The sequence below is a fragment of the Anabaena sp. AL09 genome (assembly GCF_001672255.1).
Lineage (GTDB): Bacteria > Cyanobacteriota > Cyanobacteriia > Cyanobacteriales > Nostocaceae > Dolichospermum > Dolichospermum lemmermannii.
This window is the reverse complement of the sequence record NZ_LJOQ01000091.1, coordinates 16567-35199: the sequence shown is the minus strand read 5'-3', so window position 1 is coordinate 35199 and position 18633 is coordinate 16567. Positions and strand designations below refer to the sequence as shown.

General features: G+C 37.9%; 18 protein-coding genes and 1 pseudogene. 12 read left to right on the top strand and 7 right to left on the bottom strand.

The genetic code is table 11. From position 1 onward, the window contains the following. Nucleotides 1-224: 224 nt before the first annotated feature. Nucleotides 225-851, top strand: a complete 627-nt coding sequence (gene tmk, locus AN490_RS18815; protein WP_300006468.1) for a dTMP kinase — start codon at nt 225-227, stop codon at nt 849-851. Nucleotides 852-854: 3 nt separating this feature from the next. After that, the gene (locus AN490_RS18810; RefSeq protein WP_300006445.1) at nt 855-1805 is read left to right on the top strand and encodes a DNA polymerase III subunit delta'; all 951 of its coding nucleotides are present in this window, start codon (nt 855-857) and stop codon (nt 1803-1805) included. A gap of 461 nt (nt 1806-2266) precedes the next feature. Here the strand turns inward: AN490_RS18810 and AN490_RS18805 are convergent, their stop codons facing one another. Continuing rightward, nucleotides 2267-2545, bottom strand: a complete 279-nt coding sequence (locus tag AN490_RS18805; RefSeq protein WP_015079566.1) for a TIGR02450 family Trp-rich protein — start codon at nt 2543-2545, stop codon at nt 2267-2269. 149 nt (nt 2546-2694) lie between these two features. Between AN490_RS18805 and AN490_RS18800 the strand changes: the two are divergent. Together AN490_RS18800 and AN490_RS18795 are read left to right on the top strand one after the other, a co-directional pair. After that, nucleotides 2695-2817 (top strand): annotated as a pseudogene (locus AN490_RS18800) (ferredoxin:protochlorophyllide reductase (ATP-dependent) iron-sulfur ATP-binding protein); the annotation flags it as partial. A 29-nt stretch (nt 2818-2846) separates the two neighbouring features. After that, nucleotides 2847-3629, top strand: a complete 783-nt coding sequence (locus tag AN490_RS18795) for a DUF5331 domain-containing protein (protein WP_300006444.1) — start codon at nt 2847-2849, stop codon at nt 3627-3629. Nucleotides 3630-3771: 142 nt separating this feature from the next. Here the strand turns inward: AN490_RS18795 and AN490_RS18790 are convergent, their stop codons facing one another. Next, nucleotides 3772-3894 carry a hypothetical protein gene (locus tag AN490_RS18790; protein WP_300006443.1) on the bottom strand — a complete coding sequence of 41 codons (123 nt, stop codon included), beginning with the start codon at nt 3892-3894 and terminating at the stop codon, nt 3772-3774. 85 nt (nt 3895-3979) lie between these two features. Between AN490_RS18790 and AN490_RS18785 the strand changes: the two genes are divergently transcribed. From AN490_RS18785 to AN490_RS18775, 3 genes are all read left to right on the top strand, one after another. Next, nucleotides 3980-4654, top strand: a complete 675-nt coding sequence (locus tag AN490_RS18785) for a pentapeptide repeat-containing protein (RefSeq protein WP_300006442.1) — start codon at nt 3980-3982, stop codon at nt 4652-4654. 352 nt (nt 4655-5006) lie between these two features. Then, nucleotides 5007-5831 carry an NAD-dependent epimerase/dehydratase family protein gene (locus tag AN490_RS18780; RefSeq protein ID WP_015079563.1) on the top strand — a complete coding sequence of 275 codons (825 nt, stop codon included), beginning with the start codon at nt 5007-5009 and terminating at the stop codon, nt 5829-5831. Nucleotides 5832-5852: 21 nt separating this feature from the next. After that, nucleotides 5853-6773 (top strand): alpha/beta hydrolase, encoded by a 921-nt coding sequence (locus tag AN490_RS18775; protein WP_300006441.1) that lies wholly within the window; start codon nt 5853-5855, stop codon nt 6771-6773. A gap of 42 nt (nt 6774-6815) precedes the next feature. On the opposite strand, the gene AN490_RS18770 is transcribed toward AN490_RS18775, so the two are convergent. Together AN490_RS18770 and AN490_RS18765 are read right to left on the bottom strand one after the other, a co-directional pair. After that, the gene (locus tag AN490_RS18770) at nt 6816-7709 is read right to left on the bottom strand and encodes a bestrophin family protein (RefSeq protein ID WP_300006440.1); all 894 of its coding nucleotides are present in this window, start codon (nt 7707-7709) and stop codon (nt 6816-6818) included. 241 nt (nt 7710-7950) lie between these two features. Next, a complete protein-coding gene (locus tag AN490_RS18765) occupies nt 7951-8793 on the bottom strand; it encodes a lysophospholipid acyltransferase family protein (RefSeq protein ID WP_300006439.1) in 843 nt (280 codons plus the stop codon). 402 nt (nt 8794-9195) lie between these two features. On the opposite strand from AN490_RS18765, the gene AN490_RS18760 reads away from it, so the two are divergent. Both AN490_RS18760 and psbV read left to right on the top strand, forming a co-directional pair. Continuing rightward, entirely contained in the window at nt 9196-9636 is a 441-nt protein-coding gene (locus AN490_RS18760) for a hypothetical protein (protein WP_148761720.1), read from the top strand. Between the two features lie 138 nt (nt 9637-9774). Beyond that, nucleotides 9775-10266 (top strand): photosystem II cytochrome c-550, encoded by a 492-nt coding sequence (gene psbV / locus AN490_RS18755; RefSeq protein WP_300006438.1) that lies wholly within the window; start codon nt 9775-9777, stop codon nt 10264-10266. A 64-nt stretch (nt 10267-10330) separates the two neighbouring features. Here psbV and dnaN read toward each other — a convergent pair whose 3' ends face one another. Together dnaN and AN490_RS18745 are read right to left on the bottom strand one after the other, a co-directional pair. Continuing rightward, on the bottom strand, nt 10331-11482 hold the full coding sequence (gene dnaN, locus AN490_RS18750) for a DNA polymerase III subunit beta (protein ID WP_148761716.1): 1152 nt from the start codon (nt 11480-11482) through the stop codon (nt 10331-10333). 94 nt (nt 11483-11576) lie between these two features. Continuing rightward, nucleotides 11577-12311 (bottom strand): DUF1995 family protein, encoded by a 735-nt coding sequence (locus tag AN490_RS18745; protein ID WP_300006437.1) that lies wholly within the window; start codon nt 12309-12311, stop codon nt 11577-11579. Nucleotides 12312-12463: 152 nt separating this feature from the next. Between AN490_RS18745 and AN490_RS18740 the strand changes: the two genes are divergently transcribed. Together AN490_RS18740 and AN490_RS18735 are read left to right on the top strand one after the other, a co-directional pair. Beyond that, nucleotides 12464-13402 (top strand): DUF4351 domain-containing protein, encoded by a 939-nt coding sequence (locus AN490_RS18740; RefSeq protein ID WP_300006436.1) that lies wholly within the window; start codon nt 12464-12466, stop codon nt 13400-13402. 279 nt (nt 13403-13681) lie between these two features. Beyond that, nucleotides 13682-15025 (top strand): DEAD/DEAH box helicase, encoded by a 1344-nt coding sequence (locus tag AN490_RS18735; RefSeq protein ID WP_300006435.1) that lies wholly within the window; start codon nt 13682-13684, stop codon nt 15023-15025. 274 nt (nt 15026-15299) lie between these two features. Here AN490_RS18735 and AN490_RS18730 read toward each other — a convergent pair whose 3' ends face one another. Further along, nucleotides 15300-16043, bottom strand: a complete 744-nt coding sequence (locus AN490_RS18730; protein ID WP_300006434.1) for a DUF928 domain-containing protein — start codon at nt 16041-16043, stop codon at nt 15300-15302. Nucleotides 16044-16122: 79 nt separating this feature from the next. Here AN490_RS18730 and AN490_RS18725 point away from each other — a divergent pair, with 79 nt between their 5' ends. After that, nucleotides 16123-18525, top strand: coding sequence for an exonuclease domain-containing protein (locus tag AN490_RS18725; RefSeq protein WP_300006433.1), 2403 nt, complete (start codon nt 16123-16125; stop codon nt 18523-18525). Nucleotides 18526-18633 lie beyond the last annotated feature (108 nt).

Below are 18633 nucleotides of genomic sequence, written 5' to 3'. Positions count from 1 at the left end.
GTATTGCGTTTTGTAAAATGGCTGAAACTCAATCAGAATATCGCATTGAGACAACTTTACATACCGTTACATACCTTTAAATTTTCCTGTTTACCTACTTAATTTAGTTCTGACTACTAACCGCTGAAAGCTGCTATATGCCTTTACAGTCGTTCAGGAATTAGGTATGGTTTGAAACGTGAGAAAATGAGTTTAAAAAATTGGTAGTAGCAAAATTTGACAATATGAGTGGTAAATTAATTGTATTTGAAGGGGTAGAAGGTTGTGGTAAAACTACTCAGATGCAACTGTGTTCTCAGTGGCTAGAAAGTTTAAATATATCTGTGGTGCTGACTCGTGAACCGGGGGGAACAGAGTTAGGAAAGGATTTACGGATGTTATTATTGGAAAAGTCACCCAACAAGCCTGTGGGGGAAGTGACGGAACTGTTATTGTATGCTGCGGATAGGGCGCAACACATTGAAGAGGAATTGAAACCTAATTTAGCCATAGGGAAGTATATTTTGTGTGATCGCTATACTGATTCTACTATTGCCTATCAAGGTTATGGCAGGGGTTTAAGTATGAGTATAATTAATCAACTTAATCAAATTGCTACTGGTGGTTTAGCTAGTGATTTAACTATTTGGTTAGATGTAGATGTGGAGATAGGGCTGTCTCGCAAACGTGGACAAGCTAAATTAGACAGGATTGAACAAGAAACAATTGCTTTTCATCGGCGGGTACAGCGGGGATATACGGAGTTAGCTGTATCTTATCCGGCTCGAATTGTACGGATAGATGGGAATAATAGTCAAGAAAATGTGCAACAAAGTATACAGGAAATTTTACATAATCGCCTGTTTTCATAATTTATGTTCTCACCATTAGTCGGACAACAGCAAGCAGTAGAATTACTAACTCAGTCTGTTAAACAAAATCGAGTTGCACCTGCTTATATGTTTGTAGGTGCAGATGGTGTAGGTAGAAGTTTAGCAGCCCGGTGTTTTATTGAATTACTTTTTTCCAGTTCTGTAGCACCTGATCAAATTCCCCTTTTACAAAATCGGATTCGTCAAAGAAATCATCCGGCTTTATTGTGGGTAGAACCAACTTATCAATTTCAAGGACAAAGACTTACACCAGCAGAAGCAGCAGAAAAGGGCGTTAAACGCAAAGCCCCACCAGTGATTCGTTTGGAACAAATTCGAGAAATTACGCAATTTCTTTCTCGGCCACCGTTGGCAGCAGAGAGAAATATCATAGTCCTAGAACAAGCGGAAACAATGGCGGAATCTGCGGCTAATGCGTTGTTAAAAACTTTGGAAGAACCGGGAAAAGCGACATTAATTTTAATTGCCCCTTCACCAGAATCTGTGTTACCAACTTTAGTATCCCGTTGTCAAAAGATTCCTTTTTATCGGTTGGATATTGCTGTGATGAGTCAGGTATTGACGCAAACAGGAAATGCCGAAATTTTGCAACATCCAGAGGTTTTAAATATAGCCGCAGGTAGTCCAGGAAATGCGATTTTATCTTATCAACAATTACAAAAGATTCCTAGCGAGTTCATCGCCCAGGTGAAAAAAATCCCGACTTCTTACCGTCATGCTTTAGAACTAGCCAAGAAAATTGATAAAGAATTAGATACTGAAGCTCAATTATGGTTAATTGATTATCTGCAACAATACTATTGGCAACAAATACATGAACCAAAAATTATTCAACAGTTAGAAAAAACTCGGAAAAATTTACTTTGTTATGCTCAACCTCGCTTGGTTTGGGAATGTACGTTTTTAGCCTTATTTCAGATATCGCAAATATAGTTAATTTCTGTAGTTAATTTCTGTTGACAATTTCCTTCCTGGGAATATTCACAACCCGTTTGAAACTAGCAACTTCACCTGCAATACTTTTGTTGACTTCTAATGAGGTACAAACTTGAATTATGAAACTCTTGTAGTGCGGGCATCTTGCCCGCGTGAGCGAGACGCTCACACTACAGTCCATCATTTTTATCTTGACAGACTACTAGTACCGCAGGGCGGAAGTCAAAAGTCAAAAGTCAAAACTAATATACCATAAGCTTTTTGGCGATTTAATATGGTTGCTTTATTTACGCCGTGATGTACTAGTCAATGTCCTGGAAAAGTGCTGACACATTATCTCTTTTAAGTATTAATACGCTAGTAAAAATTCTGAATACATGAAATTTATGGTTACGATATTTTTTAAGTATTTTTAATGTTTTATTAACAATTAGGGTTAATTAACAGTAGTCGAACAGCTAACAATTGTTAGCTTTTGTTAGCTTTTTTGGATCGGATTCAATAGAATTAATTTCTTGCAAAGTTTGCCACCCAGCATACCACTGGGAATTATCTTGTAATAATTTAGCATTTAACCAAAAGCGCACTTGAGGATCACAAGCTGCTACCATTTCTGCATATACCCATTTACCCTGATTTTTACGGTTAACAACCTGAAAATGTCGCCAGCCATCAACTTTTTGTTGTGCAGTCCATTTAGAACCCAGTAGGTAAGGAAATTTTTGTTTTTTAGTCATTTGTCAATTGTTAGTTGTCGGTTGTCGGTTGTGAAGAACTTTCTTTTTTCACCCCTTACCCGTTACCTATTACGCATCATTTATTAAGTTTTATATCAGGTATTTTCTAATTTAAAAATATTTACTAATTCAGCAGTGATGATGACTATGAGAATGTTGTTCCCTCCGATACTTCAGATCGTGAACCTTTTTCTTTATTGTCAGGTTTTTATCTCAATTCAGTAAAAGTTCAACCCAGAAATGCTGAAGAGGAATTAGACTTGATGATTGTATCAAACATTTTACCTCTCAGGATGGGTTTATGGCTTTCTTTGATAGTTTTACCGATTCGATCAAACAAAAGTGGCTGCAATTCTTTCAAGCCAATCGTGAATGGATTACGCTTCAGATGACTGTTGAATCAGTTTATACCCCTGATGGCGGCAAGCGACCTTCTTCTTACCTTATCCTGGGAGTCATTAATGCTCTAGAACCGAAATTGGCCCAGCTAATGCTTCCCTTTGCCAAACTGAATCCAGATGCGGATACTTTAATTGAAGTTCTGAATTTACATTTTGACCCCGATATTGCCCTTGGTAATCGTCTCAGTCCTACAGTAGAACCACAGATGTACTCCCGTCAGCAGGCTGTGGTCATGGTGGATGGCCCTGAACCAGAAGCGGAATCTTTCTCAATCCCTGAGATGAGTCTGAATGAGTTGCGAAACGAAACACAAGCGACTTGGGCTGTAGAACAAGATGATGATGGCTTTGGTGATATTTCCTTATCTGATGAAGATATTGCCCATGACTCAGAAGCAATGGGTAATTTCGGTCATGTTTCCTTTACTTCCATGTCTTTAACTGATGAAAGCAATGATCAGAGCCTTAATAGCCTCACTTCAGTTGGTGAAAATCCCTTTGGGGAAATACCTGATAATGCTTTTACTGGGCTGAATACATCTGCAGAAAATGGATTTGATGATGTAGTTTCGGACATCTGGGGTGATGAAACTTCGTTTCAGAATTGTGACGACAATTTGGAAGAACTGCCATCTGAGGTTTTTAATGAATCAGAAATGGCTCGTCTCTTCCCCAACAATTAATTGTTGAAGGTGGCGATAGGAAGCAGGGGATCAGGGGGCTTTCTATCAGGGTGAAAACCGGTTTTTAGTACCCATTCCCCAATACCCAATCATCTACTTTCCAATTTCCAAAAATTCAGAATTGTGGAAAAAATAGAGTTCGTTAAGACCTAGCGTGGCAGTTCCCAGAAGTAGCCTTAGTTAAATCTGTTCGTGGTGATTCTGGTAAACCCGTTGAATTGGTGAGGATGCCAGTAGAAATTAAAGCAGTCAAGCTCTTATTCAAAGAACTGGTTTTAGCTATAAAACTTCTAGAATGAACAAAGAACTCATCATTTGTTCAATTATTAATTAATATTTATCAATACACTATGACGAGCAGCGAACTGGAGCGGTACTACAGAATTTTAGAATTAGAGCTAGGGGCCACACTTGAAGAAATCAACCAGGCTTATAAAGATTTAGTGTTTGTTTGGCACCCGGACCGCCTCCCCAAAGACAACCTGCGCTTACAAAACAAGGCACATGAGAAGCTGAAATTATTTAATGAAGCTCGTGATAAATTGCGCTCTCTCCGGAATAAACAGCCCACTCCCGCTTATTCTCCACCACCTCAAGCCGATAAACCATCATCTACATACTCTTACTCACCACAAAAAACCTATCAACAACCACAGGCAAATTCAGATTTAAGTGGTAAAGATTTTAGCCACGCTAATTTGAGTAATCGGGATTTATCAGGAAGAAACTTGAGTTACGCAAATTTAAGCGGTTCTAATCTCAGTGATACTTTTATGCACAAGGTGATTCTCAGAGGTGCGGATTTGTCAGAAGCCAATTTATTTAGAGCTAACTTACTGTTAGCAGATTTAAGAGATGCCAATTTACGCTCGGCTAATTTGATTGGTGCGGATCTTAGCGGTGCTGACTTGCGGGGTGCTGACTTGACAGGGGCGAGAATTCGTTCAGGCGATCGCCTGCTGGTAAAATTAATTGGTGCTAAATTAACTGGAGCAATCATGCCAGATGGTATAATTCATAACTAAAAACGACTTGAGAGGATAAAAAGTAAAAAGTAAGTTAAAATTACTTACAAACTAAATCACCAGTGAGTAACAGTTCCTAGCCACTGAAATTAATAATATAGCCATACTCCATAATATGTGAGAGAATCTATTTCCTGCTGCTTGAGTGCATCAGTCAAGTTTAAATAGAAAATAGGGCTGCTATACAAAATTTAATTATCAATGTGGCTTCCTGCTCCCGTTATACATCTGAATAGGTAGGAAAATTTAAAGTTAGACTAATACTTATTAGCCAAAAGCTTCTGGATTCCTGTACTATTGATGATTGACTGGTAATTGTTAAAAATAAATTATTTTAGTTTTATTAATGATCATGAACATTGCAATTATTGGCTGTGGTTATGTCGGTTGTGCCGTTAGCAAATATTGGCAGTCAAATAGTAATTTTATGCTGACGGCAACTACCACTAATCCCCAAAGGATATCTACTTTAGAAGCAGTAGCACAAAGGGTTATTGTCACTTCAGGTAATGATCTAGAAAGCTTGAAAGCTGTATTAAAAAATCAAGAAGTTATCTTATTAAGTGTCGGCGCAAAAACCGCTGATTCTTATGAAGAAACTTATGTAAACACTGCCAAAAATCTAGTTTCTCTCCTCCCCCAATTTCCTAATATTCACCAAGTAATATATACAGGTAGTTATTCAATTTATGGAGATAGAAACGGTGTATGGGTAGACGAAGAAAGCCCACCAGCACCAGCTAATCGCAATTCTCAACTACTGCGAAAAACAGAAGATATATTATTAACAGCAAATAATGACAATACCCGCGTTTGTATTTTACGTTTAGGAGGTATTTATGGACCCGGTAGAGAACTGGTAAAACTATTTAGTAGAGCGTCAGGAACAACCCGTCCTGGTAATGGGGAAGATATCAGCAATTGGATTCATCTTGATGACATTGTTAGTACAATAGAATTTGCTCGTGAGCAGCGCTTACAAGGTATTTATAATCTTGTAGATGATAGTCATCTCACGAATAAAGAATTACTTAATAATGTGATGACAAAAAATAATTTACCTAATGTTATTTGGGATGCAGATAATAAAAATACCCGCCCATATAATGCCTGGGTGTCCAATCAAAAACTGAAAGATGCTGGATATCAATTCATTCATCCTCACATGATTTTTTAGTTACTATTAAAAATTGCCATCATGTCATCATCTACAATCAGCAACTCCACAGCATCTCCAACCCAGTATTATAGTTGGCAAAACTACCGCTGTGCTTATGAAATTCATCAACCTCTCAATTCTACTGCTTCAGGTATTCCGTTACTTTTAATTCATCCTATCGGAGTAGGATTATCACGGCAATTTTGGCAGCGATTTTGCCGAGAATGGTATGATAAAAAGCACCAAAATCTTATTTATAATCCCGACTTATTGGGATGTGGTGAAAGTGATATGCCAGCTTTAGCGCATACACCAATTAACTGGGCAAAACAGTTAGAACACTTCTTGCAAACTGTGGTTAAACAACCCGTTATTATCGTAGTCCAAGGAGCTTTATTACCCGTTGCCATTGAATTAGTGAAATTGGAAAAAGACTTAATTGCTGGGTTAGTATTATCTGATCCTACATCTCGTCCAGTTATTACTAAAAATGCCCCCAAATGGCAACAGAACTTACTTTGGAGCATTTTTACATCTCCCATAGGTAATGCTTTTTTCCGCTATGCCCGTACCCGCAAATTTTTATATTCTTTCTCTGTTGAAAAATTGTTTGCTGTTAGTGAAAACGTTGATGATGAATGGCTAAATACTCTCATAGCAGATGCCAAAAATATGCGAGGGCGTTATGCTGTATTTGCTTTTTTAGCGAGATTTTGGCAAAGAGATTACAGTAGTGATATTGCCTCAATTCCGCACCCGACATTATTGGTTGTCGGAGAACAAGCTCGCGGTATTAGTAAAGAAAGTAAACCAGAAGCTCCCGACGAACGATTAGCATATTATCTGAATTGCTTACCTCAAAGTCAGGGAGTAAAAATCATTGGCAAAAATGTCATGCCCTATGAATATACTCAGGCATTTGTTCAGGCAGTATCTCCATTTATAGCTGATATTTCCTGATAATTAAGATGAGATTTTTAATTGCCACTGCTATTTGAAATTTCATGATTTATGCACAGTAGGAGTTAAGCTGATTAAATCATCAATATTCCGTTTCATTGTTGTGCAAATTGCGTCTAAAGGTAAGTCATTTTCATCATAACCAAAGGGATTTTCTATTTCTAAACCAATGGCTTCAATACCTAATAACGTAAAGCTAACCAAAGCAGAAATTAACCCAGTCCACCAGCCAAGACTCTGAACTATTTGAAATGGCAAGAGGAAGCAATACAGTAATAATAATTGTTTAAGGTGAATAGCATAAGCTAGAGGCATTGGTGTTCTTAAAATTCGTTCACAAGAACCTAAATTATCTACCAAGATATTTAATAATTCCTGTAGAGATGTCAATTGATAACTATTAATGCAATGACGATTGTATTGCTGTTGTAAATAATCGCTAATCCAAAAAGCTATTTCTAAAGGAGGATTATTCATAATCTTTAATTTTATATAGTAAGAGTTTGGCATTAATTCTTCTAAATCATTATTGATAGGCTCACCTCGTAAATGTAGTTTTGTCGCTACGCCAAAAGCCACAAGTAAGTTTAAGGCATCAATTTTATTATTTTTATCCTCTGGTTCTTTTTCATCAATAGATACCCATATTTGTCTGGCTAAATTACGGGTAGTATTGACTATTGCCCCCCAGCATTTTCTCCCTTCCCAAAAGCGATCATAAGCTGTATTCGTGCGAAATACTAATAATAAACCTAAAACAATACTGGGAATAACAGTCCCTAAAATTGGCTGAGAAACGGGAATTTGAAGATGATAAAGTAGAGAAATTAAAACTCCAAAAGCACCACATAACAGCACCCGTTTGTAGATAGCAGCAATGACTGAACCTTTAATTTGTAGAGCGATTTCAAACCATTGCGGTTTTTTCTGTACCATAAAACTCTCTGATATATTCAATATGAAATCCAAGTAGGTGGGCGGAGGAAAATCAAAATATATTTCGTTTTGTGGAATGGCTAAAACTCAACCACAATAACGCATAGAGGCAAATTTACATATTGTTACAAGTTTTGTTTATCTCCCGTCCACTTACTTAATATACAGGCAATTGTTACACCTACAAATACCTAATTAACGTTTTAAAATACCTGGCGACAAAAGCACCGCCAGGATAATATTAATGACCAGCTTCTTGAATTAAACTATCCAATTCTTGCTGCATTTTGCTTTTGACTAATTCATAGCATTCGTTCACATAAATGCGATCGCTTGCGGCTTCTTTTCCATACCTTGCAAACACAATCGGGGGACAAACCTTAGTATAGATAGGCACGGGCAAAGGAATATTCGGCCAAGGTCCAAAAGCCAATCCCCAAGGTAATCCCAGATAAACAGGAAACACCAAAGGATCTATCCCAAACAGCCAAGGCATCCCCATTTTATGAAATTGCTGCATAATTTCATATATGTCAGCCAAGACAATCAGAGTATCATGTGATCCCCAGGAAATTGCTGGTATAATCGGGACATTTTCCCGGAGTGCCAACTTAATAAACCCCTTCCGTTGGGCAAAATAAATTTTATCCCGCATTGCATGAGGTCGAAACACATCCTCAGCGCCACCAGGATAGACTAAGACACTAGCGCCAGCCCGCAAAGCCTTGTAAGCCATTTTCGGATGCGCTCTCACTGCACCAGCCTTCATCGCCATTTCCGCCGCCGGTGGGAACACATCCCAAACTTTAGGGTGCATCAAACCATAAATCGGTCTTTTCACACTAAAGCGACGTAACCAATCATATAACATCATGGATGTGTCCGGAGAAGCCAGTCCGCCATTATGAGAACCGACAATGAGAATTTTTTCATCTGGGACATTTTCCCAGCCACTGGTTTGGACTCGAAAATAGAAGTTATATAACAAGCCTAGTATAGGCATCATAGACTCGATGAACTTTGGATCTCGTTGATCCAAAGACCACCCTGTGTTAGTGTTTTGAGGATGTTTTAATTTGAACATCAGGAAATTTTATCAGGATTTATACGGATGGAACAACCCGTTGTTTTTCAGTTTTATCAAGCCTAACGCAATCCTCCCATTCTTTCCCGCACTCTGAAGCAGTAATTCAGATATAAGTAGTCGGGCAAAATAAATTTCAGATTCAGGAGAGAGAACAGGAAAGGAATACAGAGATTTCTGTTTATGAAAAAAATGTGCAATTAATTTTGTTCAGTTACTTGCATGATACTTTTTAGGCATCCTCTCCGCTTACAAATATTCTTAATTTAGTCAATTACAGCCTTAGTTTTGAAAATATCCCATAGGAACTCCATCTGATTGCCTTCGTCTTGAGAATATAGACTATTCAAGATTAGTATATTCATAAATTGCGTTATCAACATTTAAGGTCATAGAAATAACATGAAAACTTTCAGGATATTTACAGTTGTTCCCGTCGGGTTAACCATGAGTTTATTGCTGACTCAGTCCAGTTTTGCCCAACCCCCACAACCCCCAACTACTAAAATTAAAAATCCTCTTGATATAGACCCCATAACTTTAACTGGTATCTCTGGAGGACAGGCAAAAACTGATTGCGGGTATACTTCCACTACACCCAGTCAAGTAATTGAAGTGACAGAGCCACTACCTTATCTACAGTTAACAGTAGAGGCTGAAGGACAGCCAACACTATTGGTTGAGGGACCAGGAGGGCGCTTCTGTGTACTCGGTAATGATGATATTGCGAGTAAACCAAAACATTCTGGCTACTGGACAGTAGGCAAATACTCAGTGTATGTGGGTGAATTGTCGAAACAAAAGTACAACTATACCATTTCCATTTCACAACACCAAAAATAGCGATTTTAGCTTTGTCTCCCCAATCCTATCCAGAAATTTAGATTTTGAGAGTCTAACATATCGTATTTTTGGCAACAAATTGGACTCCTAACATGATATTGGTATTACAGTGACTCAATAAAATTTTTGAGGGGAAATATGTTTAAAAGACTAATTGGTGTTGTTGTTGCTACTATTTTGCTGACATTACAGATGGTTGTCGGTACTGCAACAGCAATGCAACTAGATGAAGCTATCCGTACGGTATCATTAAATGATCAAGGTGATACCGTCGTTCTCAGTTTAAAACAAGTCAAAGAAGGCAAAAGATTATTTAATTTTGCTTGCGCTCAATGCCATGCTGGTGGTGTAACTAAGACTAACCAAAACGTGGGACTTGACCCAGAAGCTTTGACAGGAGCTTTACCTAAACGCAATAATATTGTAGGTTTGGTGGACTATCTCAAAAATCCCACTACCTATGATGGTGAAACCGAGATTTCCGAAATCCACCCCAGTATCAAGAGTGCGGATATTTTCCCACAAATGCGAAATCTGACGGAAGATGACTTGGTGGCTATCTCTGGACATATTCTCTTACAACCAAAAGTTGTTGGGGCTAAATGGGGTGGCGGTAAAATTTATTACTAAATTATTCCCGTAGGCTTGATTCTATAGGTAGGGGTAAAGCAAAAACTAAACCCCTACTACTTTACTAATTTCTCAGTTGTACAGGCATAGCTAAATAGGTCATTTTCAAACCACCCAAAGGCGTGAAAATTACTGGAGTTAAACTTTGATTTAAGTGCATTTGAATTTCTGAAGATGGTAATTCCTTCAAACCTTCCATCAGATATTTGACATTAAAAGCAATGTCTATATCTTCTCCAGATATTTGGGCTGGCATTGATTCTGTACCACTACCAACATCTTGGGCTTCACAAGATAAAGTAATTTCTTGATTGGCATGATCAATACTGACTTTGACAATATTATTTTTCTGATCTGCTAATACAGCAATTCGTTCCAAAGTGCTGATAAATTGCTTTCTTTCTAATGTGACTTGGCGTTCAAATTGCCGAGGAATTAATTGCCGATAAGCGGGATATTGTCCTTCTAAAGTGCGGCTGGTTAACCGTTGATTTTGCCAAGCAAAGACAACTTGCCCTTGATCAAGATAGACAGCTACAGTTTCTTCTGATGTAGAATTATGTCCTAACATCCGTTGTAGCTCTCGTAATGCTCTTGCAGGTACTGTCACCTCTACCTGTTCGCTTCCCTCCACAGGACGCTCATTAGTAGTTTCCAAAACTGCTAAACGGTGTCCGTCCGTGGCTGCAAATTCTAAAGTATCTTGTTTCAGGGTTAAATGTACACCTGTGAGGACTTGCTTGGTTTCATCTGAACTGGTAGCAAATAAAGAACCTTTCAACCCTTCAATTAGTGCCGCTGTAGTGAGAGTAATTGCTTCGGCGTTTTCAATCACGGGTAATTCGGGAAATTCTTCTGCCCCCATAGCCCGCACTTGATAACGTCCACTTTTGGGTTTGAGAGTAACAATTATACCTTCTCCAGTATTATCTCCTGATTGGTCATCAAGGGTAATTTCCCCTTCTGGTAAGCGAGAGGTGATATCTACAAGCAGTTTGGCAGGGAGAGCAATTGTCCCACCTTCTAATACCTCAGCAGTAAAACTGGTACGGATACCTAAACTGAGGTCAAAGGCTGTTAAACTGACTTGATTAGTTTCGGCATCTGCTTGTAATAAAATATTGGCAAGGACAGGGTGAGTTGGTCTGGACGGGACTGCACGACTGACGAGGGAAAGATTGCTACTAAGATCACTTTGAGAACAGATTAATTTCATCTTTAAAATAAATAATCAGAGAATGGGTAATTGGTAATTGTAATCGGTAATGGGTAATTGGGTGATTAACCGATTTCCCCATTACTTCGTAATCCTAACTGCTCAAAGCCTTGATAAACCGTTGCAAACTCTTAAACACACTGGGTTTTCTCGTAGGTGTAGCGTCCGTAGTGTTTTCCGTTTGTCCCCCCATCAGAATCGCGTCTAATTCATCACCGGAGGGTTTTTTAGGGAGTTCGGCAACTTTTTGATATTCACCCTCTGTTTCTAGCCATACTTCCCATAGTCCAGGGTAGCAGCGGAAAAGGGCAGATTCATCATCTACAGGACGGATATAGTAACAAGATTCGATGGTACTAATGAAGCGACGACGGGTTTCTCTGGCTGTGTAACCAATACCAACTACGCTGGAATCTTCTAGCCTGGGTGTTAACATGATGACGGGACGTTCCCCAATCAGTTCACACAACTTTTCTAATTGTGGGACTTCTACGGAGGTGGGAGCAATAAATAGGAAAATTTCATCTTCTGGCTGAATTTTCGCTTCTAAAGATGCAGCCCTACCTGTACCGATATCGGAAATTTTGAATTGGGCATCTGTCCAATCACGACGGGCTAATGCAGCCGCACCAGCATCAGCAAAGAAGACTTTGAGACGGGATTCATATTCAGTGAACAGGGGAAGAAACTGTTCTGCAACTGTCATGAATTTGAGTTCTGGAAATAATAACTCAACTTGAATCCGAGTCATACCATCAGCTAAAGCTGATTTTACCGCTTCGGTTGATTGAGCGATCGCATCTTCTAAGGTTTTGGGTAGTTCAGCCATAGTTTACAAAGTCTCTATATCAATCTTTAATTATCTCACTATAGTTATTATTAAGAGTTGTTTCTAAAGTTATTTTCTGCAAACCTTTTTCTAAAGCTACTGAAAAACAGATAAAATCTGAGTAATTAGCACATTGTCTCACATGATTTTCAATGACGCGATTTATTCATGACCAATTTTCAAAGGACTATTTAGAAGAATTACTCAAACCCTATGGAGAAATTCAAGCACCTAGTCGCGTTGCGGCAGAAGTTCGAGAAATAGATGTATTATTTTCGCCTTTTTCTCCACAAAATGCTAGTTTAGAAACATTAGGGTTATTGGGAAAGATGGCAACTAAACCTGCAATCTTTGAACCTTTTCGCAATCCAGCAGCCAAAGAAGAAATATGTGATTGTCTGTTAAAATTACTGGAAGTGCGGAGTGCATTACAACGAGAAGCAAACCGCAATAAAACTTCTATTCAAAATATAGAAGTCCCGCAATTATGGATTCTCACTCCTACTGCATCTTCCACTATCCTCTCAGGATTTGGTGCAACTCAAAAACCAGATTGGGTTGCAGGAGTATATTTTTTACCTGAGTATTTACGGACAGTCATCGTGGCCTTGCATCAGTTACCATGTACTCAAGAAACATTGTGGTTGAGAGTATTGGGACGGGGGACTGTTCAAAAACAGGCAATTGATGAATTAGCAGCATTACCGGCAAATCATCCATTTCGGAAAGTGACGCTAGAATTGCTATACAACCTCCAAAAAAACTTGAACATTAATCAACAAATAGAAACAGATGATAGGGAGTTAGTGATGAGATTAGCACCGCTTTATCAAGAAGACAGAGAAAAAGCTAGACAAGAAGGACAGCAACTAGGAAAACAACAAGGAAAACAAGAAGGACAGCAACAAGGAGAACAACAGATAATTCTCCGGTTATTAAAGCGCCGATTTGGGGAACTTGAATTATCTTTAATAGGGCAAATTCAAGGATTATCTACTGATGAATTGGAATCATTAGGAGATGTATTATTAGATTTTTCAAAAGTTGGTGATTTAGAAGTTTGGTTAAGGGAAAAAGCCAGCCAACAATAGTGATTCTCTAATTATTGAGAATGGCACATCTGGTAAAAAAGTAGAGACGTTCCATGGAACGTCTCTACAAAGGTTTTAGAAAGCGGATATTTAATTTCTTCTGGAAATTAACTTCATACTAGACATAGTTTCCGATTTAACAATAAATCTGCTATGATAGTTGACTGTGGCATTTGCTCCTAGTCTTGGTGCTTACCGCCCATTTAGCATTTTAAACCATTCGTCCGCCTAAGACTGAAGCCGTGATTGGCGACAGGCCGATGTTATTTTTGGAGTTCTATGTCTTTTTCTAATCTCGGCTTGTCCCCTGAAATTGTCCGTGCTGTCACTGAGCGGGGATATAGTCAACCTACACCAATCCAGAAACAGGCTATCCCTGTGGTATTAGCTGGTGGTGATATTATGGCTGGAGCGCAAACGGGTACTGGTAAAACTGCCAGCTTCACTTTGCCGCTGTTGCATCGGTTATCTGCAAATAAGAACGTTCCCAATCATTCTACTGGATTTTCCCCAATTCGGGCGTTAATTCTGACACCTACCCGTGAACTCGCTGCACAGGTGCAAGAAAGTGTTCGTGATTATGGTAAATACTTAAATCTGAATTCAATGGTGATGTTTGGGGGAGTCAGTATTGGTCCCCAAAAACAGAAATTGCGAACCCGCATAGATATCTTGGTTTCCACCCCAGGACGATTGTTAGATCATGTTCAACAAGGGACTCTGAACTTGTCCCGTGTGGAAGTGTTGGTACTGGATGAAGCAGACCGAATGCTGGACATGGGCTTTATTAATGATATTCGCCGCATTCTTTCGCTTTTGCCCAAACAACGCCAGAATTTGCTGTTTTTTGCGACATTCTCAGATAAGGTGAAAACTCTCGCGGCTGGGTTAGTACATAACCCGACAATGATTGAAGTTGCACGCCGGAACGTAACTGCGGCAACGATATCACAGAAAGTTTATCATGTTGACCGCGATCGCAAGCGGCAATTACTTTCTCATCTGATTCGGGAAAACAAATGGTATCAAGTATTAGTGTTTAGCCGCACCAAGCATGGCGCTGACCGGTTGGTGAAGCAGTTGGGTGAAGACCGCATTCAAGCGATGGCTATTCACGGTAATAAGAGTCAGGGAGCGCGAACTCACGCTTTAGCTAAGTTCAAAGATGGGACCTTGCAGGTATTGGTAGCAACGGATATTGCTGCGCGTGGTCTTGATATTAGCGAACTACCTCACGTTATTAATTACGATTTACCCAATGTCCCAGAGGATTATGTGCATCGCATTGGTCGGACTGGACGCGCTGGTGCGGAAGGTCAAGCGATATCTCTTGTATGTGTTGATGAACATCACTTATTAGCGGATATTGAAAAACTAATTGAGCAGCGTTTACCGAAAGAAGTGGTAGATGGTTTTGGAGTCAACCCAGAAATTAAAGCTGAACCAATTCCCAATGGACGCAAAGCTCCTTCTGGTGGTGGTGGAAATCAGCGGACTCGTCGTTCTGCTCCTAAATCTGCTTCTTCAAAATCACCTAGACAACCTTCTTCACGCACAGCCGCAGGGGATAAAAAGCCCGGTTCTAGTTCTCCTACACCACGTCGTACTGGTAAACGTAGGTAATGGCTGATTTACTTAGAGGGTGTTTGAAAAGTTATGGTTGATGTATCAAATATTTTTTACCCCACCCTAACCCTCCTATTGTTTCCCCCCTTTACAAGGGGGGACTAAGGGGGGTAGCAATGTGATGAAAATTACGGAATACCACTTTTCAAACATCCTCTTAGACAAGCAGCAGCTATAACTAATCCCCGCAAGGGGACGGAAACATTAAAAATTACCAACATTTGGTGATAATTGGAAGTTGACAATTATCAATTATCACCTCTTGTTTAAATTACTTTTGCGGCTTGAGTTCAGAAATAGAAGATTCTTTAAATTCTGTCAGACTAAACAGCGATAAGATTTCACTCCACTCCTGCTGATAAGTAGTCCGATTTTCTGCCAACTTACTCAAAGTTTCATACCAGATATTATTTTCCGCATAGAGAACATATTGTTCTTGAGAACTGGTTTTCTTTAGTTGCTCTACAAGTTTAGCACTTGGTTCGACTCTTTTAATCCAACCATCAATAGTAATATTAGTTTGTGAACCTTGATCATTCACACAAGCAATTTTGAAAAACCAACGATATCGTTCTCCTGCTAATAGTGGTTTTTCGGTAGTAGGAAGACTAAAATGGACAATCCCTTTTTTATCAGGTAAAGGGAATAAAAGTGGTTTTTGCAAAACAGATTTTCTTTTTTCATTTAATAATCTAAATTGTCCTTGGGGAGATTGAGAAGTTCTATCAAATGGGATATAAAACCAGAATTCAGGATAATCCTTAGTAGTTAATCCTTCATTACTTTGAGGAACTAAGGCCATGAGGCTTTTGTCGCTGATTTGCGAACATTGAGAACGAGTTGCTCCACCTCTAGACCGTCCAGAAGCGTTTCCTTCAGCTTTGTTATTAAAGAGACCGTCAAAAATTGAAGCCTGTACAGGAGACACCAAAGATAGCAGACTACTAGAGAAAATCGTTGTCAAGGTGCAGACTAAAACAGTTCGAGAAAAAAGTGATAATTGTTGACGTTTCATAGGTAGATATCTGGTGAAATAAGTCTTTTATAGTTTACAATGGAACTATCACAGGTGTTATACTTAAAAGTAAACTCATATGGACTTTGTTATTTTAGATACTGAGGGTAAACCAAATTTAACTGAATTAGCTATTGTTGATAGTCAAGGTGTGGTAATTTATGAAGGTTTCTGTGATGGTAATTCTCATGGGTTTCAGAATGTTTTAAATCTCAAAAGTCTCAAAACCTTATTAACAGAATTTCTGACTATTGTTGAAAATAAAAAAATTATTTGTCACTATGCAGAACATGATATTGATATCCTCAAGCATAGTTTTCGACAAGTTGATTTACCTTGGCAAAATTTACAATTTGATTGTACTTGGATTTTGGCAAAAGACTGTTTTCCAAATTTAGAAAGTTATTCTTTAGAGTATCTGAGTAAATATTTGAATCTGCGAGCTAATAATCAATATTTTCTGCCGAATATGGCACATACCGCTAGTTATGATGCCACATTTACTTATCATCTTTATAGAAAGATAATGTTAGAAAATCTCAAAAAACAACCTAATCCCTTTACTAGCAGTCGAGTTGATACTCCTTTTCAGCATCATCCAGATTATGCTGATACTTATCATCGAGAATTTCAGATTTTACAAACTGCTTTAAATAATATTAAATTAGATCCTAATCATCAGAGTAAAGGTGTAGTTGTTATTGGAGAACCAGGTACTGGTAAAACTCATTTAATGATGCGACTTGCTAATGAGAGATTATCAAGTAATAGATTACTGTTTATTCGTCAACCTAATAATGCTCAATCTGTACTTTATCATATTTATAGTAGAATTTTAGAATCTCTAGTGGAAAAAGCAGGTAATTTACCTCAATTATACTCTTTAATTATTAACACTTTTCGGAAAATAGTTAGTCTTAATGATAGAGATGTTACACAAAAAGATATAGATATTTTAAAAGCCTTATATGATTTAGAAGATAATAGTATTAGTGCTTTAAGTAAAGAAAATACACAACGAAAACGAGAATATTGGCAATATATAGAAAAGACGATTAATGAATGGTGGATGAGTAATTATGCTCCGGGTAGTTTTGCTTTATCTATCATTAAAGGCATGGTTAAATATTGCAGTTATACAGATTATAAATATAGAAATATTACCACTCGTTGGTTAGCAGGAAATGTTTTAACTGACGAAGAAGCTGAAACCGTTGGTTTACCAAATTGGGGAGAAGAAATTAGTAAAGAAGCTTTTTCTTTAGAAGCTATTTCAGTTTTAGGTAAATTATCTGTTTTAGATGAACCTTTAATTATTATTTTTGATCAATTAGAAGGTTTAGGACTTCCTCACAATCAAGAAATCTTGTTAAATTTTGGGGAAGCTATCAAAGAAATTTTCACTCATATTCCCAATAGTTTAATTATTTTGAATTTATTTCCTGATAGGTGGGAAAAATTTCAAACAACATTTGATCAATCTATTATTGGGAGAGTATCTCAATATCAGGTTTCTTTACGTCAACCGACAGAAGCGGAAGTTAAATCTATTCTCAAAGTGAAAATACAAACTGTAGATATTACCTTAGAACAGTTATTTTTACCTGAAGATTTAGATGATATCTTAGGAAAGAAACCTATTCGTGCGGCTTTAAATCGTGCGGCTAAATACTATGACTATAGAGTTAATGGAATTCCTTTTCCAGAGGAAAGAAAACCAATTCGGGAGTTAGATAGTAATGAAAAAATAGAACAGCAATTAAAATTTTTACAGCAACAGCAACAAACATCAATGGAAGTTTTAAGTCAGCTAATTCAAGCTATACAATCACCTAATGCTGTTGATTTAAGCAACTTACAGAATAGATTAGCAACTTATTTATCTGGTGAAACTACAATTCCCGTAAATCCTGTAATTGAATATCTCAATGAACATAGAATTGAGTTAGAACAAAAATATCATAATCCATCTATTATTAGTGATGGTGATGATGTTGGTAAGTTGAGGAATATTGCTGAAGCTTTAACTCATATCCAGTCGTTTAAATTAACACAATATCGTTTAGGGAAAAAGGTATTACCAGAACATATTGTCATAGAAAAGGGTAATCAATATCATGTTATTGCTTTTTTAGAAATTAGTGGTACTCCCTTTACGAGTCGGATTAGTAATTTTAATGAATTAGTTATTAATAATTCTCAAAGCCAATTTTATTTAATCAGAGATGAACGTCAACCAGGCATTACTGCTAAAGTCGGTAAAGAAAGAATACAACAACTTAAAAATAGTGCTAATGGGAATTTTGTTCTCTTCAATAAAGAAGATAGAATTCTCTTTGATTTGATTTATGATCTAATTATCAGTATTCATAACAAAGATTTAGATATAGATTTGGAATCAGCTTTAACTTTTGTTACCAATCATCAAGAATGGTATCACTGGATATTTACAAAGTTTGGTTTTACTCCACCCAAAAAATAAAATCATCATCTCGTTCCTATGCTCTGCATGGGAATGAATGTAGGAAGACTCTGGCTTCCTTTGTACTTGAGGCAGAGCCTCAATGATAGCATTCCTAGTCAGAGACTA